This window comes from Nocardia sp. NPDC003269 (assembly GCF_042888005.1).
Classification (GTDB): Bacteria; Actinomycetota; Actinomycetes; order Mycobacteriales; family Mycobacteriaceae; genus Nocardia.
Genome location: NZ_JBIAPA010000003.1, coordinates 435,067 through 458,703 on the forward strand (window position 1 = coordinate 435,067; position 23,637 = coordinate 458,703).

Annotated in this window: 26 protein-coding genes; 14 read left to right on the plus strand and 12 right to left on the minus strand. The window is 70.9% G+C overall.

Annotated features, from left to right (window positions below):
- The first annotated feature begins 8 nt into the window (after window positions 1-8).
- From ACFYWJ_RS21970 to ACFYWJ_RS22005, 8 genes are all read left to right on the plus strand, one after another.
- Window positions 9-1,301, plus strand: a complete 1,293-nt coding sequence (locus tag ACFYWJ_RS21970) for an MFS transporter (RefSeq protein ID WP_355272207.1) — start codon at window positions 9-11, stop codon at window positions 1,299-1,301.
- A 27-nt stretch (window positions 1,302-1,328) separates the two neighbouring features.
- Window positions 1,329-1,919 (plus strand): alpha/beta fold hydrolase, encoded by a 591-nt coding sequence (locus ACFYWJ_RS21975; protein WP_355272205.1) that lies wholly within the window; start codon window positions 1,329-1,331, stop codon window positions 1,917-1,919.
- A complete protein-coding gene (locus tag ACFYWJ_RS21980) occupies window positions 1,916-2,659 on the plus strand; it encodes a CoA transferase subunit A (RefSeq protein ID WP_355272204.1) in 744 nt (247 codons plus the stop codon). Before ACFYWJ_RS21975 ends, ACFYWJ_RS21980 begins: the two co-directional genes overlap by 4 nt.
- 35 nt (window positions 2,660-2,694) lie before the next feature.
- On the plus strand, window positions 2,695-3,300 hold the full coding sequence (locus tag ACFYWJ_RS21985) for a 3-oxoacid CoA-transferase subunit B (RefSeq protein ID WP_355273035.1): 606 nt from the start codon (window positions 2,695-2,697) through the stop codon (window positions 3,298-3,300).
- A gap of 28 nt (window positions 3,301-3,328) precedes the next feature.
- Complete coding sequence (locus ACFYWJ_RS21990) at window positions 3,329-4,015, plus strand: hypothetical protein (RefSeq protein ID WP_355272202.1); 687 nt, start codon at window positions 3,329-3,331, stop codon at window positions 4,013-4,015.
- A gap of 78 nt (window positions 4,016-4,093) precedes the next feature.
- Window positions 4,094-4,705 (plus strand): methyltransferase domain-containing protein, encoded by a 612-nt coding sequence (locus tag ACFYWJ_RS21995; protein ID WP_355272201.1) that lies wholly within the window; start codon window positions 4,094-4,096, stop codon window positions 4,703-4,705.
- Window positions 4,706-4,748: 43 nt separating this feature from the next.
- Window positions 4,749-5,477 (plus strand): hypothetical protein, encoded by a 729-nt coding sequence (locus ACFYWJ_RS22000; RefSeq protein ID WP_355272200.1) that lies wholly within the window; start codon window positions 4,749-4,751, stop codon window positions 5,475-5,477.
- A gap of 65 nt (window positions 5,478-5,542) precedes the next feature.
- Window positions 5,543-6,055 carry an OsmC family protein gene (locus tag ACFYWJ_RS22005; protein WP_355272198.1) on the plus strand — a complete coding sequence of 171 codons (513 nt, stop codon included), beginning with the start codon at window positions 5,543-5,545 and terminating at the stop codon, window positions 6,053-6,055.
- Here ACFYWJ_RS22005 and ACFYWJ_RS22010 read toward each other — a convergent pair.
- Genes ACFYWJ_RS22010 through ACFYWJ_RS22030 form a run of 5 tightly spaced genes read right to left on the minus strand, consistent with a single transcriptional unit; the run spans window position 5,959 to window position 11,112 of the window.
- Window positions 5,959-6,891: an STM4011 family radical SAM protein gene (locus ACFYWJ_RS22010; protein WP_355272196.1), complete on the minus strand. Its 933-nt coding sequence runs from the start codon at window positions 6,889-6,891 to the stop codon at window positions 5,959-5,961. The genes ACFYWJ_RS22005 and ACFYWJ_RS22010 overlap by 97 nt on opposite strands.
- A 2-nt stretch (window positions 6,892-6,893) precedes the next feature.
- Window positions 6,894-8,231 (minus strand): STM4012 family radical SAM protein, encoded by a 1,338-nt coding sequence (locus ACFYWJ_RS22015; protein ID WP_355272194.1) that lies wholly within the window; start codon window positions 8,229-8,231, stop codon window positions 6,894-6,896.
- On the minus strand, window positions 8,228-9,064 hold the full coding sequence (locus ACFYWJ_RS22020) for an STM4013/SEN3800 family hydrolase (RefSeq protein WP_355272192.1): 837 nt from the start codon (window positions 9,062-9,064) through the stop codon (window positions 8,228-8,230). The genes ACFYWJ_RS22015 and ACFYWJ_RS22020 overlap by 4 nt, the downstream gene beginning before the upstream one ends.
- Window positions 9,061-10,116 (minus strand): STM4014 family protein, encoded by a 1,056-nt coding sequence (locus ACFYWJ_RS22025; RefSeq protein WP_355272190.1) that lies wholly within the window; start codon window positions 10,114-10,116, stop codon window positions 9,061-9,063. Before ACFYWJ_RS22025 ends, ACFYWJ_RS22020 begins: the two co-directional genes overlap by 4 nt.
- A 15-nt stretch (window positions 10,117-10,131) precedes the next feature.
- On the minus strand, window positions 10,132-11,112 hold the full coding sequence (locus tag ACFYWJ_RS22030) for an STM4015 family protein (RefSeq protein ID WP_355272189.1): 981 nt from the start codon (window positions 11,110-11,112) through the stop codon (window positions 10,132-10,134).
- Window positions 11,113-11,267: 155 nt separating this feature from the next.
- Between ACFYWJ_RS22030 and ACFYWJ_RS22035 the strand changes: the two genes are divergently transcribed.
- Both ACFYWJ_RS22035 and ACFYWJ_RS22040 read left to right on the plus strand, forming a co-directional pair.
- Window positions 11,268-11,594, plus strand: coding sequence for a hypothetical protein (locus ACFYWJ_RS22035; RefSeq protein WP_355272188.1), 327 nt, complete (start codon window positions 11,268-11,270; stop codon window positions 11,592-11,594).
- 17 nt (window positions 11,595-11,611) lie between these two features.
- A complete protein-coding gene (locus ACFYWJ_RS22040; protein WP_355272186.1) occupies window positions 11,612-12,613 on the plus strand; it encodes a DUF6745 domain-containing protein in 1,002 nt (333 codons plus the stop codon).
- A 2-nt stretch (window positions 12,614-12,615) separates the two neighbouring features.
- On the opposite strand, the gene ACFYWJ_RS22045 is transcribed toward ACFYWJ_RS22040, so the two are convergent.
- On the minus strand, window positions 12,616-13,470 hold the full coding sequence (locus ACFYWJ_RS22045) for an alpha/beta hydrolase (RefSeq protein ID WP_355272184.1): 855 nt from the start codon (window positions 13,468-13,470) through the stop codon (window positions 12,616-12,618).
- A 55-nt stretch (window positions 13,471-13,525) separates the two neighbouring features.
- Here ACFYWJ_RS22045 and ACFYWJ_RS22050 point away from each other — a divergent pair, with 55 nt between their 5' ends.
- On the plus strand, window positions 13,526-14,116 hold the full coding sequence (locus ACFYWJ_RS22050; RefSeq protein WP_355272182.1) for a TetR/AcrR family transcriptional regulator: 591 nt from the start codon (window positions 13,526-13,528) through the stop codon (window positions 14,114-14,116).
- A gap of 4 nt (window positions 14,117-14,120) precedes the next feature.
- On the opposite strand, the gene ACFYWJ_RS22055 is transcribed toward ACFYWJ_RS22050, so the two are convergent.
- Window positions 14,121-15,074, minus strand: coding sequence for an endonuclease/exonuclease/phosphatase family protein (locus ACFYWJ_RS22055; RefSeq protein WP_355272180.1), 954 nt, complete (start codon window positions 15,072-15,074; stop codon window positions 14,121-14,123).
- Between the two features lie 145 nt (window positions 15,075-15,219).
- Between ACFYWJ_RS22055 and ACFYWJ_RS22060 the strand changes: the two genes are divergently transcribed.
- Together ACFYWJ_RS22060 and ACFYWJ_RS22065 are read left to right on the plus strand one after the other, a co-directional pair.
- Window positions 15,220-16,581 carry a M20/M25/M40 family metallo-hydrolase gene (locus tag ACFYWJ_RS22060; RefSeq protein WP_355272178.1) on the plus strand — a complete coding sequence of 454 codons (1,362 nt, stop codon included), beginning with the start codon at window positions 15,220-15,222 and terminating at the stop codon, window positions 16,579-16,581.
- Between the two features lie 26 nt (window positions 16,582-16,607).
- Complete coding sequence (locus ACFYWJ_RS22065) at window positions 16,608-17,135, plus strand: YbhB/YbcL family Raf kinase inhibitor-like protein (protein ID WP_355272176.1); 528 nt, start codon at window positions 16,608-16,610, stop codon at window positions 17,133-17,135.
- Between the two features lie 119 nt (window positions 17,136-17,254).
- Here ACFYWJ_RS22065 and ACFYWJ_RS22070 read toward each other — a convergent pair whose 3' ends face one another.
- From ACFYWJ_RS22070 to ACFYWJ_RS22080, 3 genes are all read right to left on the minus strand, one after another.
- Window positions 17,255-19,081, minus strand: coding sequence for a long-chain fatty acid--CoA ligase (locus ACFYWJ_RS22070; RefSeq protein WP_355272174.1), 1,827 nt, complete (start codon window positions 19,079-19,081; stop codon window positions 17,255-17,257).
- A 132-nt stretch (window positions 19,082-19,213) separates the two neighbouring features.
- Window positions 19,214-19,960 carry a GTP cyclohydrolase II gene (locus ACFYWJ_RS22075; RefSeq protein WP_355272173.1) on the minus strand — a complete coding sequence of 249 codons (747 nt, stop codon included), beginning with the start codon at window positions 19,958-19,960 and terminating at the stop codon, window positions 19,214-19,216.
- A gap of 101 nt (window positions 19,961-20,061) precedes the next feature.
- Window positions 20,062-21,564, minus strand: a complete 1,503-nt coding sequence (locus ACFYWJ_RS22080; RefSeq protein WP_355273032.1) for a PfkB family carbohydrate kinase — start codon at window positions 21,562-21,564, stop codon at window positions 20,062-20,064.
- A 346-nt stretch (window positions 21,565-21,910) separates the two neighbouring features.
- Here ACFYWJ_RS22080 and ACFYWJ_RS22085 point away from each other — a divergent pair, with 346 nt between their 5' ends.
- Window positions 21,911-22,297, plus strand: a complete 387-nt coding sequence (locus ACFYWJ_RS22085) for a hypothetical protein (protein ID WP_355272171.1) — start codon at window positions 21,911-21,913, stop codon at window positions 22,295-22,297.
- Between the two features lie 4 nt (window positions 22,298-22,301).
- Here the strand turns inward: ACFYWJ_RS22085 and ACFYWJ_RS22090 are convergent, their stop codons facing one another.
- Window positions 22,302-23,381: a quinone-dependent dihydroorotate dehydrogenase gene (locus ACFYWJ_RS22090; RefSeq protein WP_355273029.1), complete on the minus strand. Its 1,080-nt coding sequence runs from the start codon at window positions 23,379-23,381 to the stop codon at window positions 22,302-22,304.
- Window positions 23,382-23,389: 8 nt separating this feature from the next.
- Window positions 23,390-23,635: a DUF5703 family protein gene (locus ACFYWJ_RS22095; RefSeq protein WP_355273027.1), complete on the minus strand. Its 246-nt coding sequence runs from the start codon at window positions 23,633-23,635 to the stop codon at window positions 23,390-23,392.
- Between the last annotated feature and the right edge of the window lie 2 nt (window positions 23,636-23,637).

A 23,637-nucleotide genomic window follows, 5' to 3' on the forward strand; every position in this document is an offset into this window, starting at 1 on the left:
GAGCACCCATGGACCACACCACGACCGCCGTCGCGGCGCCGTATCGCACCTCGTCCGTCTCCCGTACCTATCCCTGGCTGGTGTTCGCGCTGGCCTTCGGCCTGCTACTGGCCGACTACATGTCGCGCCAAGTGCTCAGCGCGGTCTTTCCTTTCCTGAAAGCCGAATGGGCGCTGTCGGATTCGCAACTGGCGTCGCTGAGCAGCGTCGTCGCCCTGATGGTCGGGCTGCTCACCCTCCCGCTGTCGGTGCTGGCCGACCGGTGGGGCCGGGTGCGGAGCCTGGTGCTGATGGCCCTGGTGTGGAGCGCCGCGACCCTGGTGTGCGCGCTCGCCGACAACTACCCGCAGATGCTGGCCGCCCGCTTCTTCGTCGGGGTCGGTGAGGCCGCCTACGGCAGCGTCGGTATCGCGCTGGTGCTCAGTGTGTTCGCCGCGCGCAGGCACGCGGCGCTGAGCGGGGCGTTCATGGCGGGTGGCTCGTTCGGATCGGTACTCGGCGTCGCCGCGGGCGGCGTGATCGCGGTGCACCTGGGCTGGCGGTGGTCGTTCGCGACCATGGCGATCTTCGGACTGGTGCTGGCGGTGGCGTTCCGGTCGGTGGTCACCGAGGAGCGCACCGCCCGCCACGCCACCGATCCCGCGCCCGAGATCGCCTACCGCGCACCGATCTCGACCCTGTTCACCAACCCGGCCGTGCTGTGCGCCTACGTGGGCAGCGGCCTGCAGATGTTCACCGCGGCCGTGCTGCTGTCGTGGATGCCGAGTTTCTTCAATCGCTACTACGGGCTGGCGCCCGATCGGGCGGCGGGACTGGCGGCGGTCATCGTGACGCTCGTCGGTACCGGCATGGTGGTGTGCGGGGTGATCACCGATCGGGTCGGCCGCGCCGACATGGGCCGCAAATGGGTCACCGCGATCGTGTTCTGCCTGATCTCGCTCGTCAGCCTCGGGCTCGGGTTCAGCCTGGGCACCGGGGTCCCGCAACTGGTGCTGCTCGGGATCGGCGCGTTCTTCTCCGGTGGGTCGGCGGGCCCGACCGTCGCGATGGTCGCCAACCTCACCCACGCCTCTGTCCGTGCCTCCGCCTTCGGCACCCTCACCCTGGCCAACAGCCTGCTCGGGCTCGCGCTCGGCCCGTTCGTGGTCGGCGTGCTGGCCGATCACCTCGGCCTGTGGGACGCGCTGCGCGTGACCCCGGTGGTGTCGGTGCTCGCCGTCGCCGCCCTGCTGCTCGGCCGTCGCGTCTACCCGCTGGGACTGCGCAAACTCGCCGCCGTCCACGCCGCGGCACCGCACTGACTCTCGTCGACAAGGACAACCACACCGATGAACTCCCTTCCCACCCCGACCGTCGTGATCGTCCCCGGTCTGCGTGATCACGTCGCCGACCACTGGCAGACCCTGCTGGCCGCCACCCTGGACCAGGTGGCCATCGTGCCGCCGCTGGAACGCGACGGACTCAGCCTGCCCGCGCGGGTCGCCGCCCTGGACGCGGTGCTCACCGAGATCGACGGACCCGTCGTCCTGGTGGCGCACAGCGCGGGCGTGATGATCACCGTGCACTGGGCCCAGCAGTCCACCCGCCCCGTGCGTGGCGCGCTGCTCGCGACGCCGCCCGACTTCGAAACACCGCTGCCGCCCGGCTATCCCGCCGCCGCCGACCTCGCCGCGCACGGCTGGACCCCGGTGCCGCGCCGCCGGTTGCCGTTCCCGAGCATCGTCGCCGCCAGCAGCACCGACCCCTTGGCCACCGCCCGCCGGGTGTCCGGGATGGCCGAGGCGTGGGGCAGCATCCTGGTCGAGCTCGGCGATGTCGGGCACCTGAATCCGGCGGCGGGCTACGGGCCGTGGCCGCGCGCGCAGGAACTGCTCGACGACCTGCTCACGATGACCGACAGCCCGGAGCTCGCCCGATGACGACGGTGTTCGCCACCGCCGCCGACGCGGTCGCCGATATCGGCTCGGGTGCGTCGCTGGCGGTCGGCGGGTTCGGGGTGTGCGGCATCCCGGACGCCCTGATCCGCGCGCTGGCGGCGGGCAGCGCCGGCGACCTCGAGATCTTCTCCAACAATTGCGGCACCGACGATCACGGGCTGGGAATTCTGCTGGCGCAGAAGCGGATCCGCCGGGTCACCGCCTCCTATGTCGGTGAGAACGCCGAGTTCGCCCGCCAGTATCTGGCCGGGGAGTTGGAAGTAGAACTGACGCCCCAGGGCACGCTGGCGGAGAAGCTGCGGGCGGGCGGGACCGGCATCCCGGCGTTCTTCACCGCCGCGGGCGTCGGTACCCCCATCTCCGAGGGCGGGCTGCCGTGGCGGTACCGGGCCGACGGGTCCGTGGCGGTGGCCTCGCCGCGCAAGGAGGTCCGCACCTTCGGCGGCCGCCGGTTCGTGCTCGAGGAATCGATCACCGCCGACTACGCGCTCGTGCACGCGCTGATCGGCGACACCGCGGGAAACCTGGTGTTCAACAAGGCGGCCCGCAACTTCAACCCGCTCGCCGCGATGGCGGGCCGGGTGTGCCTCGCCCAGGTGGAGACGCTCGTTCCGGCGGGCACGCTCGATCCGGCGCAGGTGCACCTGCCCGGGGTCTTCGTCGACCGCATCGTGCACACCGGCCCACAGACCAAACCGATCGAACGGCGGACCGTCTCGTGACCTCGACCGTGACCGGCGGCTGGACCCGCACCGAGATGGCGGCCCGCGCCGCCAGGGAACTGCGCCCCGGGGAGTACGTCAACCTGGGGATCGGCCTGCCCACCCTGATCCCGAACCAGCTACCCGCCGGCGTGGCGGTGACCCTGCACTCGGAGAACGGGATCTTGGGCACCGGCCCCTACCCCCGCGCCGAGGATGTCGACGCCGACCTGATCAACGCGGGCAAGGAGACCGTCACCGTCGCCGACGGTGCCGCGTTCTTCGACTCCGCGCTCAGTTTCGGCATGATCCGCGGCGGCCACATCGACACCGCCGTCCTCGGGGGCATGCAGGTCTCGGCCACCGGCGACCTGGCCAACTGGATGGTGCCCGGACAGATGGTCAAGGGCATGGGCGGGGCGATGGACCTGGTCCACGGCGCCCGCCGGGTGATCGTGCTGATGACCCACACCGACAAGGCGGGCACGCCCAAGATCGTGCCCCGCTGCACCCTGCCGCTCACCGGCGTCGGCGTCGTGCACCGCGTCATCACCGAACTCGCCGTCATCGACGTCGAACCGTCCGGACTGGTGCTGCGCGAATGCGCGCCCGGCGTCACCGAAGACCACGTCCGCGCTGTCACCGCGGCACCCCTGCACTGAAGAACCCACGATGATGAGGAACAACCCCATGCTGATGAAGTCCCTGGCCGCCGCCGCACTCACGGTGGTCGCCGCGGCGGGCACCGCGCAGGCCGAACCCACCGGTCCGGCACCGGTCGGATTCACCGCGCACGCCACAGAGTCGGCCTCGATCATCGCGATCGACGCCGGCACCCTCACGATCGAGAACGGCGCGCTGACTGTGAAAACCGACGACGGCACCGTCGTCGCCGCGACACCGCTGCGTTTCGCCGTCGACGACTTCGTCTTCCCGATCGCCGCCCATATCGACGGCCGCACCGCGACCCTGACACCCGACCTGTCCCTGGACAGCGCGGTCTACCGGCCGGTCGCGCTGCCGTTCGAGGACAAGGCGCCGTGGAAGACGGAATACGACCGGGAGCAGGCGGCGTGGGCGCGCCTGACCACCACCATCTCCACCGGCGCCGCCGTCGGCACCCTGATCGGCGGGCTCGGCGGCGCTGCCGTCGGGTGCGTCCTCGGCGGTGTCGTCGGCGCGACCGTCGCCGCGGCGACCATCATCGGCCTGTTCGGTCCGTTCCTGCCCGCGGCCGCGGTCGGCTGCCTCGGGGGTGTCCTCGCGGTCGGTGCGCTCGGCACGGTGGCGGGTCAGCTGCTGGTGACCGCGCCCGTGGCGATCGGGGCCGTGATCCAATACGTCTCCACGATCACCGCGCCGTTCCCCGCGAAGTAGACGCGAGCCGCGCGGTCGCCGGGCAGGGCGACCGTGCGTTCGGCGGCGCTCGGCGCGCGCGAGGGGGATGATCGGGGGATGGGCTTCTACAGCGAGCGGATCCTGCCGCACATCGTCGACACGGTGTGCGGGGTGGCCACCAACGACACCCTGCGCAGGCGCGCCTGCGCCGGTCTGCACGGGGCCGTGGTCGAAGTCGGGTTCGGGTCGGGCACCAATGTGGGGTTCTATCCGGACGCGGTGGAGCGGGTCAGCGGCGTGGAACCGGCCGATGTCGCCTGGAAGATTGCGGCGAAGCGGGTGGCAGAGAGCCGGGTGCCGATCGAACGGGCCGGGCTGGACGGGCAGTCGCTGCCGTTCCCGGACGCGACCTTCGACACCGCGCTCTCGACCTTCACGCTGTGCACGATTCCCGATGTCGGTGCCGCCCTGGCCGAGATCCGCCGGGTACTGAAACCCGGCGGCACACTGCATTTCGTCGAACACGGGCTCGCCCCCGACGCGTCCGTGCGGACCTGGCAGTACCGGCTCGACCCGATCCAGCAGCGGATCGCCGGCGGCTGCCACCTCGTCCGCGACATACCCGGCCTGCTCACCGAGGCGGGCTTCGAGACCGCCGAACTCGACCGCTTCTACCATCCGGGCGCACCGAAAGCGTTCGCCGCCTTGTCCTTGGGCGTCGCGCGCTGACAGGATCAGCGCTGGACGCTACGGCGAGGGAAGGACATCTCGGGTGACCGAGCCGCGACGGTACTGGATCGAATTCGACCGAGAAGACGGCACCGACGCGCGGCTCTGGGAGGGCGTCGGCGTGACCGGCTTCGACGTCCCGGACTGCTTGTCGATGCTGGCGGACCTGGTCGGCGACGGACCGTTGCCACCGGTGCGGCGCATCACGGTCGACATCTCCCTGGCCGAGCGGCCGCCGGTGAACCGCTCTCTCGGGGTCCCGGTGTGGCGTGGCGTGTGGTACCCGCCCGTGAACCTCGGAATCGGGCCGACCCGCGCGATCGACCGCAGGAACGCACCCGCCGACTACCCGGTGCCGGTCACGGGGTCAGGACGAGCCACCCGGGCCACCGCACCCACCTGGTGGGACGAAATCCCGCATATCGAAAGCCTGCGATGGCCGTTGGTCGACATGCACAGTCGCGAGTACAGCCGCGGAATACGCGAACGAGCGGCGGCACTGCGCGCGGCCTGCCTCAGCGATCCCACCACCGGGAAAATGCTGCGCGAAGCCCTCGACTTCATGATCGCGTGGCGCCCGACACCGGACGACTGGTTCGATCCGACCGGAACCGAATTCGCCGAGCAACGCGACCTCGACGACTACCTGCGGGCCTTCCGCGACTACCTGTTCGGCGATCGCCCGGAACCGATCCACCCTCCGGGCAGCGAACCACTCACCCCCGAGGCCGTGAACCAGCTGATCGCCCGCCAGCTGTCGGGCGAGCGCTGACACCGGTTGGAATCAGCGCGAACACATGGGTGGGCGGGTCGCCGTCCCGGCGATAGCGTCCGGCCATGACCAGTCAGCTCACCACGCTCAACGACATCTCCGACGCGACCGCGCAGGCGGTGGCGACCGATCCGGCCAACGCGCACTTCGTCTTCCGGGCCGCGGGCACCCCTGAGGGCACGGTCGGCAGCGTCGTCACCGCACGCACGCACCGGGTCGTCGTCGACGAACCGGCCGCACTCGGCGGCGCCGACACCGCCGCCAACCCGGTGGAGGTGTATCTGGCCGCGCTGATCTCCTGCCAGGTGGTCACCTACCGCTTCTGGGCGCAACGCCTCGGCATCACCGTCGACGACCTCGCGATCACCGCCGAGGGCGACCTGGACGTGCGCGGTTTCTTCGGCATCGACGACACGGTGCGGCCCGGATTCCAGGCGGTGCGGGTGCACGTGCGGATCACCGGCCCCGAGACCGCACAGCGCTACGCCGAACTGCAGCAGGCGGTCGACGCGCACTGCCCGGTGCTGGACCTGTCGACCGGTGTCACGCCGGTGAGCACCACCCTCGACGTCGGCTGAGCGGGAATCCGTTCCAGCACGCCACCGGCGAACACGTCGTAGAGCGGCAGCGTCTCCAGATGGACGTAGCCGATGTGGCAGTCGCACACCGACAGTGGGCACGGGCGCGGGGTCAGCGCGGCGCGGTAGGAGCCGTCGTAGAGGTTGCCGAGCGGGGTGCGCACGAAGTGGCAGCGGCGGACCTCGCCGTCACCGTCGACCGAGATCACCGACGACCCGGTGCGGCAGGGTGATCCGGCCGAGCGGTGTGGGTGCCTGCTGAACGGGAACAGTGTGTCGATCGCGGTCCAACGCGCGGCCTCGTCGTCGGTGTAGGTGTGCCCCTCGGCGGCATTGACCCACAGGTACACGTGCTCGGGCAGATCGGCGCGCAGGCGGCGGGCGTGCGCGAGGTGCTCGGGCAGCCCGACGACGCCGACGCTGAACCGGATTCCGGCCTCGGCCAGCTGTTCGGCCTTGTCGAGGAAGCGCCGATAGGGCGTCTGGCCGGGATGGTAGGTGCACCAGAGGGCGAGGGTGTCGGGGTCGGCGTCGGCGGTCCAGTCGATCCGGCCGCTCAGGTTGGTCTGGATGGCGACCCGATCGACGTGCGGGCGATGGGACAGCTCGATCAGTGCCGTCCGGTACCACGACCGCACCAGGCCCTCACCCCACGGCGTGAACAGCACCGACAGCCGGTCCCCGGTCTGCGCGTGCGCCCACTCGGTGAAGCGGCGCAGCGCGGCCCGGTCGGCGCGCAGCTGATCGGTGGAGTCGCGGCGCTTGGCGAACGGGCAGTACGGGCAGTCGTAATCGCAGGAGGCGAGCGGGCCGCGATACAGCAGGGTCAGGTCCACGGTCAGCGCAGCTCGTAGGCGGCCATCGCGGCGCGTACCGCGGGGGAGAAGAAACCGGGGCCGATCGCATCGGAGTAGGCCAGGCCCTCCGGTGACAGGCGCAGCAGGTCGGTGCCGGTGTCGGCCAGCCAGCCACGCTCGGCCACGGTGCGCAGCTCGTCGGCGAAGTCGTCCCGGGGATCGGTGCCGAAGCGGGCACGGTAGTCGGCGACGCGGAGCCCGTCGGCTTGCAGCAGGGATTGCAGCAGGTGCCTGCGGGCGGCTTCGTCGCCGTCGACCACCCGGCCGTGCAGGGCCGAACCGAAATCCGTCGTCGCGACGTAGGTGTCGATGATGCCGCGCACCTCGCGCAGGTCGACGGCGTAGTCGAAGGAATAGTGCAGCGTGCTCGTGTAGGAGCGGGCGCCGCAGCCGAGCCCGATCATGCCGTCGGTCTGGCACGCGTAGTCGTCGGGGCCCTGCGGCGGTGCGTTGGTGCGGCGGAACATCCGCATGGACACCTGCTCGTAGCCGGCGGCCAGCAGGTGATCGCGGCCCCGCGCGTACAGCGCGAGCCGGTCGCGGTCCCAATCCCGGTCGGCGACAGCGGGATCGGCGTGCCGGGCCAAGCCGGTCAGCGGGCGCACGTAGAGCGGGTAGAGGTAGATCTCCTCCGGCCGCCAGGCCAGGGCCGCGTCCAGCGAGACCCGCCAGCTCGCGGCGGTCTGACCGTCGATGCCGTAGATCAGGTCGATATTGAGGACGGGGATGCCCGCGTCGCGGACCCGGCCCAGCGCCGCCTCGACCTCGGCCCGCCGTTGCGGCCGCACCGCCGCCCTGGCCTCGGCGTCGATGAAACTCTGCACGCCCAGGCTCAGCCGGGTCGCCCCGCGCTCGGCCAGCACCGTCAGCCGGTCGGCGGTGGCCGTGGACGGTGACGCCTCCACCGACAGCGGGATCGCGCGCAGGTCGGCGCCCATGATCCGCTCGGCGATATCGCACATCCTGCTCAGCTCGTCGGCCGTGAGGAAGGTCGGGGTGCCGCCGCCGAACGCCGCGTTGGCGAAACGAAGGGGTTCGGCGTCGCCGAGACCGTCGCGTACGGCGGTGGCCTGGCGGGCGAGCGCGTCGAGATAGCGGCCGGTGAGACCGTCCGGGGCGCCGACCCGGGTGAACAGATTGCAGAAGCCGCAGCGCACCTCACAGAACGGGATGTGCAGATACAGCGAGAGCGCCGACCGGGATTCGCCCGCCCACACCCGCGACAGCGGCGGTCGATCCGGCAGCGGGCGATAGGCCGTCTTGTGCGGATAGGCGTAGACGTAGTTCTGGTACGGGCGCGGTAGCGCGGTGTCGATCATGCGTCGGGCTCCAGGAAGAAGTGGCTGTAGGGGACCGTCCACACCGACTCGTGGCCGAGCCGGTGACCGGTGTACCCGTCGTCGCCGTAGGCGGTGCCGTGATCGGAACACACGATCGCGAAACACCGGCGGCGCGAGCGCATCGCGTCGAACAGCCTGCCGACGTGGGCGTCGATGTACTCCAGCGCCGCCGCGTGGGTGTCGCGGCTGTCGCCCGCGTCGCGGGTCGCGCCAGGCAGGTGGAACCAGTTCGGCTGATGCAGTGCCGAGGCGTTGAGGAACAGGAACAGCCGCTGATCGGCGGGCACGGCGGCGACCGCGCGTTCGGCGCAGGCCACCTGCGCCTCGAACGAGGTCGGTGCGGCCACGGAGAACTCCGGCGCCCAATGACTTTCGGTGAACAGGCCGGGTAGCACGCTGCCCAGCGCGCCCTGCTTGTTGAAGAAGCCGACACCGCCGATACACACGGTGTGATACCCGCGGGCCGCCAGCGCCGTCACCAGATCGGGTTCCTCGAAGACGAAGGTGCCGTCGGCGGTGGTCTCGCTGCCGGCGAAGCGGGCCGCGAACAGGCGCGGATGCGGGCCGGGCGCGGCCGGGGTCGGCAGGAACCCGGCGAACATCGCGTGGTGCGAGGCGTAGGTGAAACTGCCCGGCGCGTGGCGCTTCTCCCAGCGGCCCTGCGGCAGATGGGCGGCCAGGGTGGGGAGTCTGCCCGCGGCCGCGAGTTCGGTGGCGACGTCGTAGCGCAGGGTGTCGAGGGTCAGCAGCAACAGGTCGTCGCGGCCGACGACCTCGGTCATGTCGGGGCGCGACGGGGTCGGGACGGTCATCGTGACGCTCCGATCGGGGCCGCCGCGATGAGCTGCGCGGTGTAGGTGTCGAGTCCCTCGGCCGGGGTGCCGGGTAGTCCGGTCAGGCCCGGCAGCAGGTCACCGAACGCGTTGACCTCCCCGACGGTGAATCGCCGCCACTGCGCACCGGGCAGGAGATCTACCCCGACACACAGGGTTCCGGGGAAGCACGCGGCGGCGCGTTCACAGATCTCCCTCGCCTCGGCCCATCGGTCACCCATCGTGGCCCGGACCTGGTCGAGGTCACCGCGGGCACCGCCGAGGTGCAGGTTGGTCAGCGGGCCACGGCTGGTGCGGACAACGGCATGGGTGGCTCGGCCCGCGATCACCACCACCCGTAGATCCGCCGAGCGGCCGCCGGTGGTGGCCTTGGGGATCCAGCGTTCGACGTGCAGCCCGTCGGGCGCGAGCCGGTCGACGATGGCGCCGATCGCGCGTTCGTCGCGATACCGGCGCACCCGCAGCGAATTGTGCAGGGCGCCCCCGGTGCTCACCTCGACCGAGGTGGTCGCCTGCCAGCGGCCCGACGCGGTGGACTCGATTGCCAGCACCCCCGACGCCGACGAACCGTGCGCGAGTTTCACGAACACCCTGGCCATCCCGGCCGCCCGCATCTGTGCTTTGACCTCGGCCCAGCCGGGTAACGGACCGGTGACCGGCGACGGCGGGACCGGCACACCGGCCGCGCCGAGGCGGGCATGGCAGCGCCGCTTGTCGAACAGCACCGCGAGTTCGGCCGGATCGTCGAGCCGGTGCCCGCCGCGCAGGGAGTCCACCGCCGCGAGGAACCGGGTGTACCAGCGGGCCGAACCCTCCACCCGGGTCGGATCATTCACCCCGCGCAACAGTGCATCGACTGCCATGTTCTCGCCCGGCGAATCCAGCCGCACGATCTCGTCGTCGGCGAACTCGTGACCGCCCTCGGTCAGGACCGACAGCCATTCCACCACTCGCGGCGCCGGGAACCCGGCGGCGCGGGCCGCCTCGGTGAGCAGCCGGACCCGCCGGTTCTCGGCGTTGCCGACCACCACCCAGCGCACCTCAGATCACTCGCCGACCGCGACGAACCGCCACACCGAACCGTCGTCGTCCTCGTCGGACTCGGCGTCGTCGGTGTCGAGGTTCAGTTCCACGCCCGCCGCGGTGAGTGTGTCGGCGAGGCGGGCGCCGATCTCCTTGCTCACGTAGTTGTAGTGCAGGTCCAGCGATTTCAGATGGGTCAGCGGCTGGCCGCCGAGCAGCGCGGCGGCACCGTCGTCGGTGAGAACACCCATCGACAGGTCGAGCACTTCGAGGCGGGCGACCACCGGAGCCGAGGCGATCGCGGCACACACCGCGTCCTGGATCTCGCTGTTGCGCAGCGCCAGGCGCTTGAGACTGGGCAGCTGATCACCGGACAGGATCGGCGCGAGATCGTCGACATCGGCGTCGCCGCCGTATTCGGAGGTGCCCAGCCACAGTTCCAGATCGTGCAGCGCGGGCAGGTCGCTGGCGGCGATACCGCGCACCACCGCCACCGGCAGGCCGCCGGCCTGCACCTTCAGCTTGCGCAGGTGCGCGTGGCGGACCGCCGGGAACTCGAGCTGTTCGCCACCGCGCGCGCCGAACTCCTCGAGCAGCGGGAACGCGTCGAGCAGCCGGGTGACCTCGCCCTGGTTGATCCAGGAGATCTCGCACTCCTCGCCGACGATGTCGCCGACGAACAGCGCCCGCAGCGCGGGCAGCTGCGCGCGGGCGGCGATGATGGCGTCGATGACATCGTCGGGCCGGTTGTCGTAGGCGTCGGCCCACGAACCGACCACGATCGACCGCACCCGAGCCGCGTCGACGGTGTCGAGGAACCGGGCGAACGCCTCCGGCCAGGTCTCGGCGGCGTCGTAGGAGTCGACACCGATGCGCCATGCCACACCGTCGGCGGCGGGCAGCAGCCGCACGGCCGTCTCCTGCGCTTCGGCGTCCTTCTCCGGGTCCGGGAACGGATAGGTGGGCAGACCGCCCCACCCGCGCAGATGTTCTCCGATGGACATAGCTGTTCCCGCCCCTTCTGGCGTAGTGACCCCGTGGTGACAGCTGCGTTTCTACCAAGCGGCACCGACAATCCGCGCGGCGACCCGAGTTGTCGGCCCCTGCCGCTACCGTCCTCGCCACGGCAGCGGTCGCGGGCCGTGACGGGAGGAAATTCATGTATCGACAAGGCGATGTGCTGATCGTGCCGGTGGCCGAGACGGCCGTTCCCGGCAGCGCGCTGGCCGCGCGGGGTGAGCACCGCGACGGGCGGGGCAGGCTCGTGCTGGCCCTCGGGGAGGTGACCGGGCACGCGCATGCCATCGCCGCGCCCGGCCGATTGATCAGGGAGGCGGGCGCGTTCGGGCCGATGCTGCTGCACTTGCCCGAAGGCGGACGGGTGGTCCACGAGGAGCACGCGGCGATCGGCCTGCCGAAGGGGTGGTACCGGGTGGTGCGCCAGCGCGAGTACATCCCGGGATCCGTTCGGGTGGTGGCGGACTGATGACCGGGGAGACGACGATGACCGACAGTGACTGGCGGGCGATCGCCGCCGCCACCGGACCGGGCGACCGGGCCGCCGCCGAAGCGGGTGTGCGCCTTGCCTATTCCCGCGCCGGACTGCCCGAACCCGAACAGATCCGCTGGGCGCCTTCACCGCTGGCTGCCGTCCGGATCCTGACCTCGGGAATCGAGGCGGGCGCACCGGTGCGGGAGGCGGTGCGCAGCGCGCCGTGGGCGGCCGAACGTGCCCGCCTGCACGCCGAACTCGGCGCGCCCGGCTACAGCGCGCACTGGCGGGCCACCGGCGCCGATCTGTGGGAGGTCACCGGCATGGTGATCGACCGGATCCGGTCCGGCGTCGTCGAGGCGGTGGCCGGTGACCGTAAGCAGGAACGGCGGATCCGGGTACTGCTGCTCGATGCCGTGCTCGGCCAGCACGAGGCGGCCTGGCTCAGCGCCTACGACACCGCACCAGGTGGGCCGCTCGGCGGGGTCGCGGCCGTAGCGCGGCACGCGGGCTGGTGGTGGCCCTACGAGAAGATCGCGATGATCTCCGAACGCCCACTCGCCCTGCACCGCGACGAAGCGGGCCGGCTCGACCGCGCCGACGGACCCGCCCTGGCCTACGCCGACGGCTTCGCCCTGCACGCGTGGCGCGGGATGCCGGTACCGGCCGAATTCCTCGACAGCCTGGCCTCGCTGACACCGCAGCGCATCCGCGACGAGGAGAACGCCGAACTGCGCCGGGTCATGCTCGAGCACTACGGCTACGACCGCTACCTGACCGAATCCGACGCCCGCCCCGTCCATCGCGACGAGACCGGGATCCTGTGGCGGATCGAGCTCGTCGGCGACGAGGACGTGGCCATGGTCGAGGTCGTCAACTCGACACCCGAACCCGACGGCACGCATCGCGTGTACTGGCTGCGGGTACCGCCGACCACCCGCACCGCGCGCGAAGGCGTCGCCTGGACCTTCGGCCTCGGGGCCGACGCCTACGAACCGCTGCGGCAGACCTGACGTCAGCGCTCGGTCGGCTGCGCCGAGGTGGTGGCGAGGAAGTCCGTGACGGCGGCCGCGACCGCGACGGGCTGGTCGAGCATCGACAGGACGTAGGCGTCGTCGATCTCGACCAGCCGGGCGCGGGGGATCAGCTCGGCCAGGCGGCGCCCGTGCTCGCGCGGCATGACCTTGCCCGCCGACGACCACAGGATCAGGGCCTCGCCCCGGAAGTGCCGCAGCGCTTCGGTATTCGCGACGAGGTCGGACCCGCGGAGATCCGAGCGCATGTAGGCGAGCACGTCGTGGCGGATGCCACGGTCGCGCAACCCCGGTGCGGTCCAGCCGTGGACGAGGTCCTGCGGGATCGGGAACTTCGCCATCCAGCCGAACATCAGCGGGCTCTCCCGCAACCACCGGATGCGGAGCTGACGCAGCGCGAGGGTGACGCCGCCGGGCAGATAGGCGGCCAGTGTCGCGGTCTTGCCGGGCAGCCCGGGCGGGAAGTTGTCGAACGCCTCGCTCGGGAAGACGATCAGCCTGCCGACACGCTCGTCGAGACCGTAGGCGGTGAGGAACAGGGCACCGCCCCAGTCGGAGTGCACGAGGGTGACATCACGCAGGTCGAGGGCCGAGAGGAAGTCGGCGACGACTTGATTGAGGCCGCGCAGGCTCAGGTCGGTGCCGGGGAGCAGCGGTTCGGGGTGCGCGCCCAGCGGCAGGTCGGGCAGCACGTAGCGGAAGCCGGCCGGGAGCAGGTCGAGGACGGAATCCCAGACCGTGTGGTTCATCAGCAGGCCGTGCAGCAGCACGACCGGTGGGCCGTCGCCGCGTTCGTGGTAGTGGACGCGGCCCGCGGGCAGATCGACGGTCGGCATGAGAACCTCCAGCGTTAGAGTATCCGCTCTAGTGCGTTTGCTCTAGTCTGGAACGGTGAGCGAGAAGATGTCAACGGCCACCCGGGATCGGCTGGTCGTCGCGGTGGCCGAGCTGATGCGCACGCACGGGTACAGCGCGATCACCGTCAAACAGATCACCGCGGCCGCGCAGGCCCCGATGGGGTCGCTCTACCACCACTTCCCGCACGGCAAGGTGCAGATCGCGGCCGAGGCGCTCCGGACCTCCGGCGCCGCCTACATCCAGCTGCTGCCGCTGCTGATGGACCCGCACCCCGATCTGCGGGTGGCGGTGCCTGCCGCGTTCGACGACGCCGCGCGCACGATGGCCGAGTCGGGGTGGATCAACATGTGCCCGGTCGGCACCGTCGCCGGGGAGATCGCCGACAGCGAACCGGAGTTGCGGGCCGTCGCCGCGGAGGTCGTCGCGGACTGGATCGACCAGGGCACCGCCTATTTCACGCGGCGCGGGCTGGCCGCGGGCGAGGCACGCGATCTCGTCCTCGGCCTGCTCAGCGCGTTGGAGGGCGCGTTCGTGCTGGCCAGAACGTTGCGCTCGGCCGAACCACTGCACGCGGCCGGGCGCGCGGTCGGAGCGCGGATCGACGCACTCCTCGCCGCCCGCTGAACGTCTACCGGCGGTCGAGGACCACGCGGGCCACCAGTGCCCGGTGATCGGCACCGGGCAGCGCGACGGTCGCCACCGCGGTGGCGTGTGCTCCGGCGAGCAGAAAATGGTCGATACCGACCAGTGGCGGCAGCCGCTTGTCCGTCGGATAGGTGACCAGATGCCCGGCACCGGCCTGCGCGGCGGCATCGGCGAACCGGCCCGACGCCAGCGCCCGGAACCGCGCGTGATCGTAGGTGGCGTTGAAGTCGCCGCCGACGATCACCGGGCGATCGGCGGGGGCCCGGCGCAGGACGTCGCCGAGCCGGGACAGTTCGTCGGCCCACACCCCGGCGTCGTAGACCGGCGGGACCGGGTGGACCGCGTAGACCGAGACCGGCCCGACCTCGGGAACGGCGGCGGTCGCCGAGATCTGATTGAGGACGTAGCCGTCGTATTCGACGGTGTCCGACAGGGGGAAACGACTCCAGATCCCGGTGCCGCTGGCGGTCTGGCCGGGCGCGAGATAGCGGTAGGGCAGCGCGTCGTCCAAGCCGGCGCGCCCGAGCTCGGTGACGGCAGCCCGGGTGAGCTCGTTGACCGTGAGCACCGCGACATCCCTGGCCCGCACCTGCGCCACCAGCACGGCCGGGTCGGCGCCGTCGAAGAGCAGATTCGCCTGCATCACCGTGATCGCGGGCCCGTCGCCCCCGCTGTCGGCGACATACAGCGGCGCCTGCGTCGCGATGCCGAGACCGGCGACGACCACCGCCGCACCGGTCGCCACCCACTGCCGGGTCGCCGCGAACCCCATCGCGCCCAGGATCGCCCCGCCCATCAGGTAGGGCGCGCCCGAGGCGGCGAGCACCAGCGGCTCGGCCGACCAGCCGACGACGTGCAGGGCCACACCCAGCGCGCCTGCCGCCGTCGCCGCGCCCGCCACCAGCAGCGTCCCGACCCGAACGACCCGCGATCTCATCGCCACAGCCAAACACGCCGGGCGACGGACGCGCGAATCCGGCGGAATTCGGCTCAGCCCGAGCAGTAGTCGCCAGCAGCGGCGGAATCGGGTGAGCCAGGGGAGATGGCGCGGGGGACACCGCCGGGGTGGTAGGAAAGGGGACGTGTCGGCATCTGGCGAGAGTTCTGGTTCGAGCGAACGGTCCCGCGCGGTGGACGAGGTGGTGGAGCTGGTCAGTGCGCTGATCCGGTTCGACACCTCCAACACCGGTGAGCTGGCGACCACCAAAGGCGAACGCGAGTGCGCCGAATGGGTGGCCGAGCAGCTCCAGGAGGTCGGGTACGAGACCGAGTACGTCGAATCGGGCGCGCCCGGCCGCGGCAACGTCTTCGCGCGGCTGAAGGGCGCCGACTCCGGCCGTGGCGCGCTGATGATCCACGGCCATCTCGACGTCGTGCCCGCCGAGGCTGCCGACTGGAGCGTGCACCCGTTCTCCGGCGCGGTCCGCGACGGCTACGTGTGGGGTCGCGGCGCGATCGACATGAAGGACATGGTCGGCATGACGCTGGCCCTGGCTCGCCAGTTCAAGGCCGAGGGCACCGTCCCGCCGCGCGATCTGGTGTTCGCCTTCCTCGCCGACGAGGAGAACGGCGGCAAGTGGGGCTCGCAGTGGCTGGTGGACAACCGGCCCGACCTGTTCGACGGCGTCACCGAGGCGGTCGGCGAGGTCGGCGGATTCTCGCTCACCGTGCCGCGCCCCGACGGCACCGAACGCAGGCTCTACCTGGTGGAGACCGCCGAGAAGGGCCTGGGCTGGATGCGGTTGCGGGCCAAGGCCCGCGCCGGGCACGGCTCGTTCCTGCACGACGACAACGCCGTCACCATCCTCGCCGAGGCCGTCGCCCGGCTGGGCAGGCACACCTTCCCGGTGGTGCTGTCGGACTCGGTGGCCGAATTCCTCGCCGCGGTCAGCGAGGAGAGCGGGCTGCAGTTCGACCCGGAGGGCCCCGATATCGAGGGGCAGCTCGCCAAGCTCGGCACCATTTCCCGCATCATCGGCGCCACCCTGCGCGACACCGCCAATCCGACGATGCTGCAGGCCGGCTACAAGGCCAATGTCATCCCGCAGACCGCGGAGGCCGTGGTGGACTGCCGCGTGGTGCCGGGGCGCCAAGCCGCGTTCGAACGCGAGGTCGACGAGCTGATCGGCCCGGACGTCGAGCGCGAATGGATCACCAAGCTCGACTCCTACGAGACCACCTTCGACGGCCATCTCGTCGACGCCATGAACGACGCGGTGCTCGCCCACTACGCGAACGGGCGCACCGTGCCCTACATGCTCTCCGGCGGCACCGACGCGAAAGCGTTCGCGCGGTTGGGTATTCGCTGCTTCGGCTTCGCGCCGCTGCAGCTGCCGCCGGAACTGGACTTCACCGCCCTGTTCCACGGGGTGGACGAGCGGGTGCCGGTGCGGTCACTGGAATTCGGCACCCGGGTACTGGAACACTTCCTCCTGCACAGCTGAGCACGACGCCACGAATCGGAGACTCCATGAGCTACAACCCGTACGACGCACTGCCGCAGGTTCCGTCGTTCACCGTCACCTCCGCCGACATCACCGAGGGCCAGCCGCTGGCCAACGACCAGGTCTCCGGTGTGTTCGGTGCGGGCGGCAAGGACATCTCGCCCCAGCTCAGCTGGTCCGGGTTCCCCGAGGGCACCCAGAGCTTCGCGGTCACCGTCTACGACCCGGACGCGCCGACCGCCTCGGGCTTCTGGCACTGGGCCGTCGCCAACATCCCCGCCTCGGTCACCGAGCTCGACGCGGGCGCGGGCAGCGAAGGCGGCACCCTGCCCGCCGGCGCGGTCACCCTGCGCAACGACGGCGGCTTCCCCGGCTTCGTCGGCGCCGCCCCGCCGCAGGGCCACGGCCCGCACCGGTACTTCGTCGTCGTGCACGCCGTCGACGTGCCCGAACTCGAAGTCGGACCGGACGCGGCGCCCGCCTACCTCGGCTTCAACCTGTTCTTCCACACGCTCGGCCGTGCCACCCTGATCGGCACCTACGAGCAGAACTGAGCGTGGAACGGCGGTGGGGGGGGGGGGGGGGGGGGGCCCCGCGCCCCCCCCCCGCGGGGGGGGCGGGGGGGGGGGCCCGGGGGGGGCCCCCCCCCCCGCCCCCACCGCCGTTGTCGTAGCTACTTCACGTTGACGACGTGATCGGCCGGGGTCGCGGCGTAGAGCTGCTCGATGTCCCCGGCGTACTTGGCCGCGATCGGGGTGCGCTTGAGCGACATCTTCGGGGTCAGCTCGTCACCGCCCGGCTCCCACAGGGTCTCCACGATGACGAAGCGCTTGATCTGCTCCACCCGCGAGAGTTTGCGGTTGCCCGCCGACACCGCGGCCTTGACCTCCTCGACGATCTCGCTGCGGCGGGCGAGCTCGGCGTGGGTCGCGTCGGTGGCGCCGAATTCCTTGGCGCGCAACGCCGCGACATCGGGGTCGAGCATGATCAGCGCGGTGATGTACGGGCGGGCCTCGCCGATCGCGACGGCCTGACCGATCATCGACGACGCCGCCTTCATCGCGTTCTCGATGTTGGAGGGGGCGATGTTCTTGCCCGCCTCGCTGATGATCAGTTCCTTCTTGCGGTCGACGATGCGCAGGTAGCCGTCGGCGTCGAGGGTGCCGATGTCACCGGTGTGCAGCCAGCCCGCGTCGTCGATCGCCTCGGCGGTCTTGTCGGGCATGTTGCGGTAGCCGGGGGTGACGATCGGGCCGCGGATGAGCACCTCGCCGTCGGCGTCGAGCCGCAGTTCGACACCGTCCATGACGCGACCGACCGAGCCGGGGCGCGGCTTGTCCAGATCGGTGAAGGTGCCGACACCGGTGGTCTCGGACATGCCCCACACCTCGCTGACCGCGAAGCCGAGACCCAGGAAGTACTCCAGGGTTTCGGCGGGCACCGGGGCGGCGCCGGACGCGGCGACCTTCAGCTCACCGAAACCGAGCGCCTCGCGCAGCTTCGACAGCACCAGCGCGTCGGCGGCCTTGTGCTGCACGCCGAGCAGCAGCGAGCCGCCCTCACCGGACAGCTTCGCCTTGGCCTGCGCGACACCGACGCCGATCGCCCAGTTGGCCAGCGCCTTCTTCACCGGGCTCGGCTCGACCGCGAGCTTGTTCTCGATGCCGGCCTTGATCTTCTGCCACACCCGGGGCACACCGAAGAACACGGTGGGACGCGCGTCGGGCAGGGCGGCGGCGATCTCGCGCGGGTCGGGCACGGTGGTGATCTGGATGCCGGTGAGCAGGCTCATCGCGTGCGCGGAGATGCGATCGGCGACGTGCGCGGCGGGCAGGTACGACACGGCGCGGTCATCGAAGCCGACCGGCAGCGGACCGGAGACCAGGCCGACGACCTGGGCGATCACATTGCCCTGGGTGAGTTCGACGCCCTTGGACGGGCCGGTGGTGCCGGAGGTGTAGATCAGGGTGGCCAGATCGCCCGGCTGCACGGCCTGCCACGCGGCGTCGAAGTCGAAGTCGGGCTCCGGATCCGATTCCAGCTGGGCCAGGCCGAGGGTGCCCTCGGCGGTGCCGTCGACCAGGACGGTGTGCTCGACGTCGGCGCCCGCCTCCCGGATGACGTCGAGGAACGCCTGCTCGGTGATCACGACCTTGTTGCCCGCGTTGGCGAACACGTGCGCGATCTGCTCGGGGGAGCTGGTGTTGTACACCGAGAACGGGGTCGCGCCCAGGTGCAGGGCCGCGGTGTCGATCAGGTTGAACTCGGGGCGGTTGGTGAGCATGATGCCGACCGCGTCACCGTGGCGCACACCGAGTTTCGCCAGGCCGGCGGCCAGCGCCCGCACCCGCGTCGCATACTCCGCCCAGGTGATCTGCTGGGTGCCGCCGACCGTCCGCAAGGCGATCTGGTCGGGCCGCAACGCGGCGGTCTGCTGGAAGGCGGCGGGCACGGTGTGCACCGTGACGCCCGAGGCGTGCGCGAAACCGATGTCTGTCATATCCCTGTTCCCGAATAGGCCGTTCCGGATGCCGAGCCAATGCGAGTGAATCCTTCTCATCGTCTCGAGCGATGGGCGTCACAGTGGCACAGCTCACTCATCGTAACCGGACATACGGGATTGTGGCGTCGGTTACCGCCGACCGAAGAGCCGTTGCCAGCGGCGCCTCGCACGCCGATCGTCGTCCACGGACCGTTCCGGCGCGGGAAAAGGGGTTGTCTGCGGGGCCCACGGGGCGAAATCACGCGGAATCATGTGCTTGCGCCACCGCACTTTCGCATCGAGATAGCGTCGGCCGCGATCGGTTGCCATGCGCACGGCCAGCGGGATCACCTCGACCGCGATGCCCGCGTCGGCGAGCGCGCGCAGCTTGTCGGGATTGTTCGTCAGCAGGCGCACCCGATGGAAGCCGAGCCCGAACAGCGCCTTGGCGACGAGTTCGTAGCGCCGGGTGTCGGGTTCGAGGCCGAGGCGGGCGTAGCTCTCGAAGGTGTCGATGTCGTAGCGCTCGCTGGTGCCGTAGCCGATCGCCTTCCAGATCAGCCCGGCCCCGCGGCCTTCCTGCTCGAGATAGACCAGGACGCCGGCGCCCTCGGCTTGGATCAGGTCCATCGACAGGGCCAGCTCGGGTCCGCAATCGCAGTCGTCGGAGCCGAGCGCGTCACCGTAGAGGCAGCGTGAATGCACCCGGACCAGTGGCTGTTCGCCGGGGTCGCCGAAGACCAGCACATAGCCACCGTCGGTGGGGTCGTCGATGGTGTGCACCTGCACGCGCAGCTGGGCGCCGTTGCGGCTGAACTGGTGCTCCGGTCGCGGATCGTCAACGTCTCGTCCGGTCGCCTCACCCGGCGGGAACTGGACGGGCTCGATGATCGTCAAGCGCTCCTCCGAGACGGTGTCGGCACCGGAAAACCCGCTGCGTGGACGGTGTGTGGGCAAGGCAACGGCGCGACTCTACTCCGGCTGTGATGCCAGGCACATCAACCGGGGGTCACGCCGGTGTTACGGGTGGTCGCACCGCCGCGCGCGTACAGGTGCATGATCCGGTCGACCTCGGTGACGTCGGGGAACACCGCCGACACCGCGCCCAGCTTCTGGGTGGGGATCATCGCCGCCGTCGCCCACACGAAATCGGCTGCGGTGAGCGCGTCTTCGGACTGCACCACCCGGTAGGCCAGGGCCGCCGCGAACGCCGCCGCGGCGCCGACCGCCGCCTTGAGGACCTGGGGGAAGTGGTCGACGACGATATCGTCGTCGTCGGAATACACGGTGCAGCCGAAGCCGTCCACCGCGCACACGGCCGATACCCCGAGGCCGCGCAGGCGACGCGCGGTGTCCGCGGCCGAGTCGGTGTCGACCTCGGGCAGCAGCGCGTCGAGTTCGACGGTGCTGCCGACGAGATAGTCGACGACGTCGAGATACATGTACAGCCCCTGCGGCACCGCGATACTCGGTGCGGCACAGACGATGACCTGCGGGCGTTCGGGCAGCTCACGGATGTGGGCGAGCACCTGCTCGATGATCGGCGCCGGTTGCTCGAAGGTCAGCACGACCACCGCCGATCCGGCCAGCGCTGCCCGGACTTCCGGCCGGTTGATGTCGTCGTCGAGCAGTTGCACGCGGGCGTCGCGGCAGGCGATCAGCCGCACCTCACCGCTGTGGTTCATGACCACCGCGGTCACCAGGGTCGAGGCCGCGGGCACCACCTTCACCAGGTCCCGGTTCACCTCGTAGTCGGCGAGCAGGTCGAGGATGCGTCTGCCGTTGGCGTCGTCGCCGACGGCGGCGACCAGCCGCACGTCGAGCCCGAGCAAGGCGGCGGCGACGGCGCGGTTGAGTCCCTTGCCGCCCGGCAGACCGGCGAAGGTGCCGTCGACGGGGGACTGCTTGGCCGGGAAGGTATCCACCCGGTAGAGATGGTCGATCACCGCGTCCCCGATCACGGTGACCGAACGACCCGTGGGCAACGACGTCGAGGTCGTGCCGGGCGGGGGACCGGCGGCGGTCACCGGACCGGCCGTGAGCAGGCCGGCGAGTGCGGTGAGCGCGGCCCGCTCGGCGGTGGTGCGCAAGCGTTTCACCGTGGGTGCCGCCGGGGTGTCGGAGACGCCCAGCGCGGTGTGCAGGGGAATCCACTGCTGCGCCAGGTACTCGCGACGGGCGCCGAGATTGGCGGCGTAGAGCAGGTCGGGGTCGATGTCGCCGTTCGGCGGTTCGCGGAGCAGGCCCAGAGCCAGCGTGGCATCGGCGATCAGCCGGTCGGCAGGGGGCAATTGCCGGGTCGTCTCACGGAGCACCGGGAGCACCGCCTCCTCGCGGGAGACGCCTTCGCGCTGCGCGTAACCGGTCACCACCGGTAGTTCGAGAATCGGCGCTGCACCGATCTCGGTGTGCCGCAAACGTTCTGCGCTGAGACCGGAGAACTTGCCGAGCCGCGCGAGGATGCCGCGGACCAGGTCTGTTCGTGCGTCGTGCGGGAGCATCGGCACGCGTTCTGCCCTCCATGGTCGTGACGGCGGTGTTTGAACAACATCTTGTCGGGCAATTACCAATCTACAACGGCAATTGACCGCATAGAAGGGCAAATGCCACACTGGAATTGGCGATCCTTCGCCCACCGGACAACCCGGGAGGTCTGGTGCAGACGACATCCACCCCGAACCGATACCGGACGGTCGTCTGAATATCCGCGCGACGAGTTCACGGATCCACCGGCGAACTCAGGTGTGGTCGGCACCGCCGACGCACTCGCCGAACGCGCCACGTACGCGTTCCGCATCCCAGGAACCGGGAGCTCGCACGGCTCCCCTCGTGGAATCGGAGTATCCGATGACCATTCACATCACACCGGACGACATGCGCAGCACCCGCAGCCCCGAATATGCCGAGCGGGTGGGAACGGACCCCGAGGTCTGGCGGTTGACCTGGCTGCCGGAACGCCGGCTCAGCCGCGACCAGGCCTACGCGGGCATGGAACTCGACGAACTGATCAGCGACCTCACCGCCGCGCACGACCGGCTCGCGCACGCGCAGATCAACGCGCTGGCCGACACCGTGGGCATCGTGTGGGAGCAGGCGATCATCCGGCTCTACAAGCGGATGCTGGCTCGCTTCGACGATCCCGACGAAGCAGCACCGCGCCCGCCGCTGACCAGGCCGCGCACCGCGACGCACCTGTTCGGGCACGGCGGTACGCGGCAGGTCAACTACGGATAGACCCTCAGGCCGAAGGCGTGCGGTGCTCGGCGCCGACCGCGTCGGCCAGGGAGCGGAAACCACCGGCGCGCAGGTTGGCGGCGATGCCGCGGTGGATCCGGGTGGTCCAGAACGGGCCGCCGTAGATGAAGCCGGTGTAGCCCTGCAGCAGGGTGGCGCCGGCGAGGATGCGGGCCCAGGCCTGCTCGGGGGTTTCGATGCCGCCGACCGAGATCAGGACCAGCTGGTCGCCGACGCGCGCGTAGAGGCGGCGCAGGACGTCCAGGGACCGCTCGGCGACCGGGGCACCGGACAGCCCGCCCGCGCCCATCGCCTCGACCTCGGCGGCGGGGGTGGCCAGGCCGTCGCGGCGGATGGTGGTGTTGGTGGCGACGATGCCGGCCAGGCCCAGCTCGACGGCGAGGTCGGCGACGGCGTCGATGTCGTCGTCGGACAGGTCGGGGGCGATCTTCACCAGTACCGGGACGCTGACGCTGTCCAGCACGGCCTGCAGGATCGGGCGCAGCGACTCGACCGCCTGCAGGTCACGCAGACCCGGAGTGTTGGGGGAGGACACGTTGACGACCACGAAATCGGCCAGCGGGCCGAGCAACCGGGCACTGGTGGCGTAATCGCCCGCGGCGGCCTCGGGTTCGGTGACCTTCGTCTTGCCGATGTTCGCGCCGATCGGGACCGTGGGGCGCGCGTCGTGCAGGCGGGCGGCGGCCGCGGCGGCACCGTGGTTGTTGAAACCCATCCGGTTGATCAGGCCGTGGTCGGCGGGCAGCCGGAACAGTCGCGGCGCCGGGTTACCCGGCTGCGCGTGCGCGGTGACGGTGCCGATCTCGGCGAACCCGAAGCCGAGCGAACCCCAGGTGTTCGCGCCGTCGGCGTTCTTGTCGAAGCCGGCGGCCAGCCCGAGCGGCGCGGCGAAGTCGACACCGAAGGCGGTCGTCGCCAGGATCGGGTCCTCGACGACGGTCAGCCTGCGCGCGAGCCAGCGGGTCGGCGGGAACCAGGTGGCGAACCGCAGCGCGGAGAACACCAGGTGGTGCACCCGCTCCGGCGGGATCAGGAACATCAGGCGTAGTAGCAGGGCGTACATGGGTCGGCTCACATTCCGGGCTCGGGCACAGGCAGGACGGCATTCTTGCGGCGGCGCAACAACACCCGGCGGCTGCCGTCGGTGTAGGCGCGCACGCGCGACAACTCCCAGCCACCGAATTCGGCCTGGATGGCCAGCCGCATCGAGGCGGTGACCCGGGTGACCTCCGGTGGCAGACGCAGGGGCACGTATTCGTAGTCGTCGTTGCTGGTTTCCCAGCTCGGCGGGATCGCCGAGCGTCCACCGCGAGATATGG

Bases quoted from the DNA above. Each gene is read 5' to 3' on its own strand.
- ACFYWJ_RS21970 (WP_355272207.1), top strand. From the start codon at position 9: ATGGACCACACCACGACCGCCGTCGCGGCGCCGTATCGCACCTCGTCC.
- ACFYWJ_RS21975 (WP_355272205.1), top strand. From the start codon at position 1,329: ATGAACTCCCTTCCCACCCCGACCGTCGTGATCGTCCCCGGTCTGCGT.
- ACFYWJ_RS21980 (WP_355272204.1), top strand. From the start codon at position 1,916: ATGACGACGGTGTTCGCCACCGCCGCCGACGCGGTCGCCGATATCGGC.
- ACFYWJ_RS21985 (WP_355273035.1), top strand. From the start codon at position 2,695: ATGGCGGCCCGCGCCGCCAGGGAACTGCGCCCCGGGGAGTACGTCAAC.
- ACFYWJ_RS21990 (WP_355272202.1), top strand. From the start codon at position 3,329: ATGCTGATGAAGTCCCTGGCCGCCGCCGCACTCACGGTGGTCGCCGCG.
- ACFYWJ_RS21995 (WP_355272201.1), top strand. From the start codon at position 4,094: ATGGGCTTCTACAGCGAGCGGATCCTGCCGCACATCGTCGACACGGTG.
- ACFYWJ_RS22005 (WP_355272198.1), top strand. From the start codon at position 5,543: ATGACCAGTCAGCTCACCACGCTCAACGACATCTCCGACGCGACCGCG.
- ACFYWJ_RS22015 (WP_355272194.1), bottom strand. From the start codon at position 8,231: ATGATCGACACCGCGCTACCGCGCCCGTACCAGAACTACGTCTACGCC.
- ACFYWJ_RS22020 (WP_355272192.1), bottom strand. From the start codon at position 9,064: ATGACCGTCCCGACCCCGTCGCGCCCCGACATGACCGAGGTCGTCGGC.
- ACFYWJ_RS22030 (WP_355272189.1), bottom strand. From the start codon at position 11,112: ATGTCCATCGGAGAACATCTGCGCGGGTGGGGCGGTCTGCCCACCTAT.
- ACFYWJ_RS22035 (WP_355272188.1), top strand. From the start codon at position 11,268: ATGTATCGACAAGGCGATGTGCTGATCGTGCCGGTGGCCGAGACGGCC.
- ACFYWJ_RS22040 (WP_355272186.1), top strand. From the start codon at position 11,612: ATGACCGACAGTGACTGGCGGGCGATCGCCGCCGCCACCGGACCGGGC.
- ACFYWJ_RS22045 (WP_355272184.1), bottom strand. From the start codon at position 13,470: ATGCCGACCGTCGATCTGCCCGCGGGCCGCGTCCACTACCACGAACGC.
- ACFYWJ_RS22055 (WP_355272180.1), bottom strand. From the start codon at position 15,074: ATGAGATCGCGGGTCGTTCGGGTCGGGACGCTGCTGGTGGCGGGCGCG.
- ACFYWJ_RS22065 (WP_355272176.1), top strand. From the start codon at position 16,608: ATGAGCTACAACCCGTACGACGCACTGCCGCAGGTTCCGTCGTTCACC.
- ACFYWJ_RS22070 (WP_355272174.1), bottom strand. From the start codon at position 19,081: ATGACAGACATCGGTTTCGCGCACGCCTCGGGCGTCACGGTGCACACC.
- ACFYWJ_RS22080 (WP_355273032.1), bottom strand. From the start codon at position 21,564: ATGCTCCCGCACGACGCACGAACAGACCTGGTCCGCGGCATCCTCGCG.
- ACFYWJ_RS22085 (WP_355272171.1), top strand. From the start codon at position 21,911: ATGACCATTCACATCACACCGGACGACATGCGCAGCACCCGCAGCCCC.
- ACFYWJ_RS22090 (WP_355273029.1), bottom strand. From the start codon at position 23,381: ATGTACGCCCTGCTACTACGCCTGATGTTCCTGATCCCGCCGGAGCGG.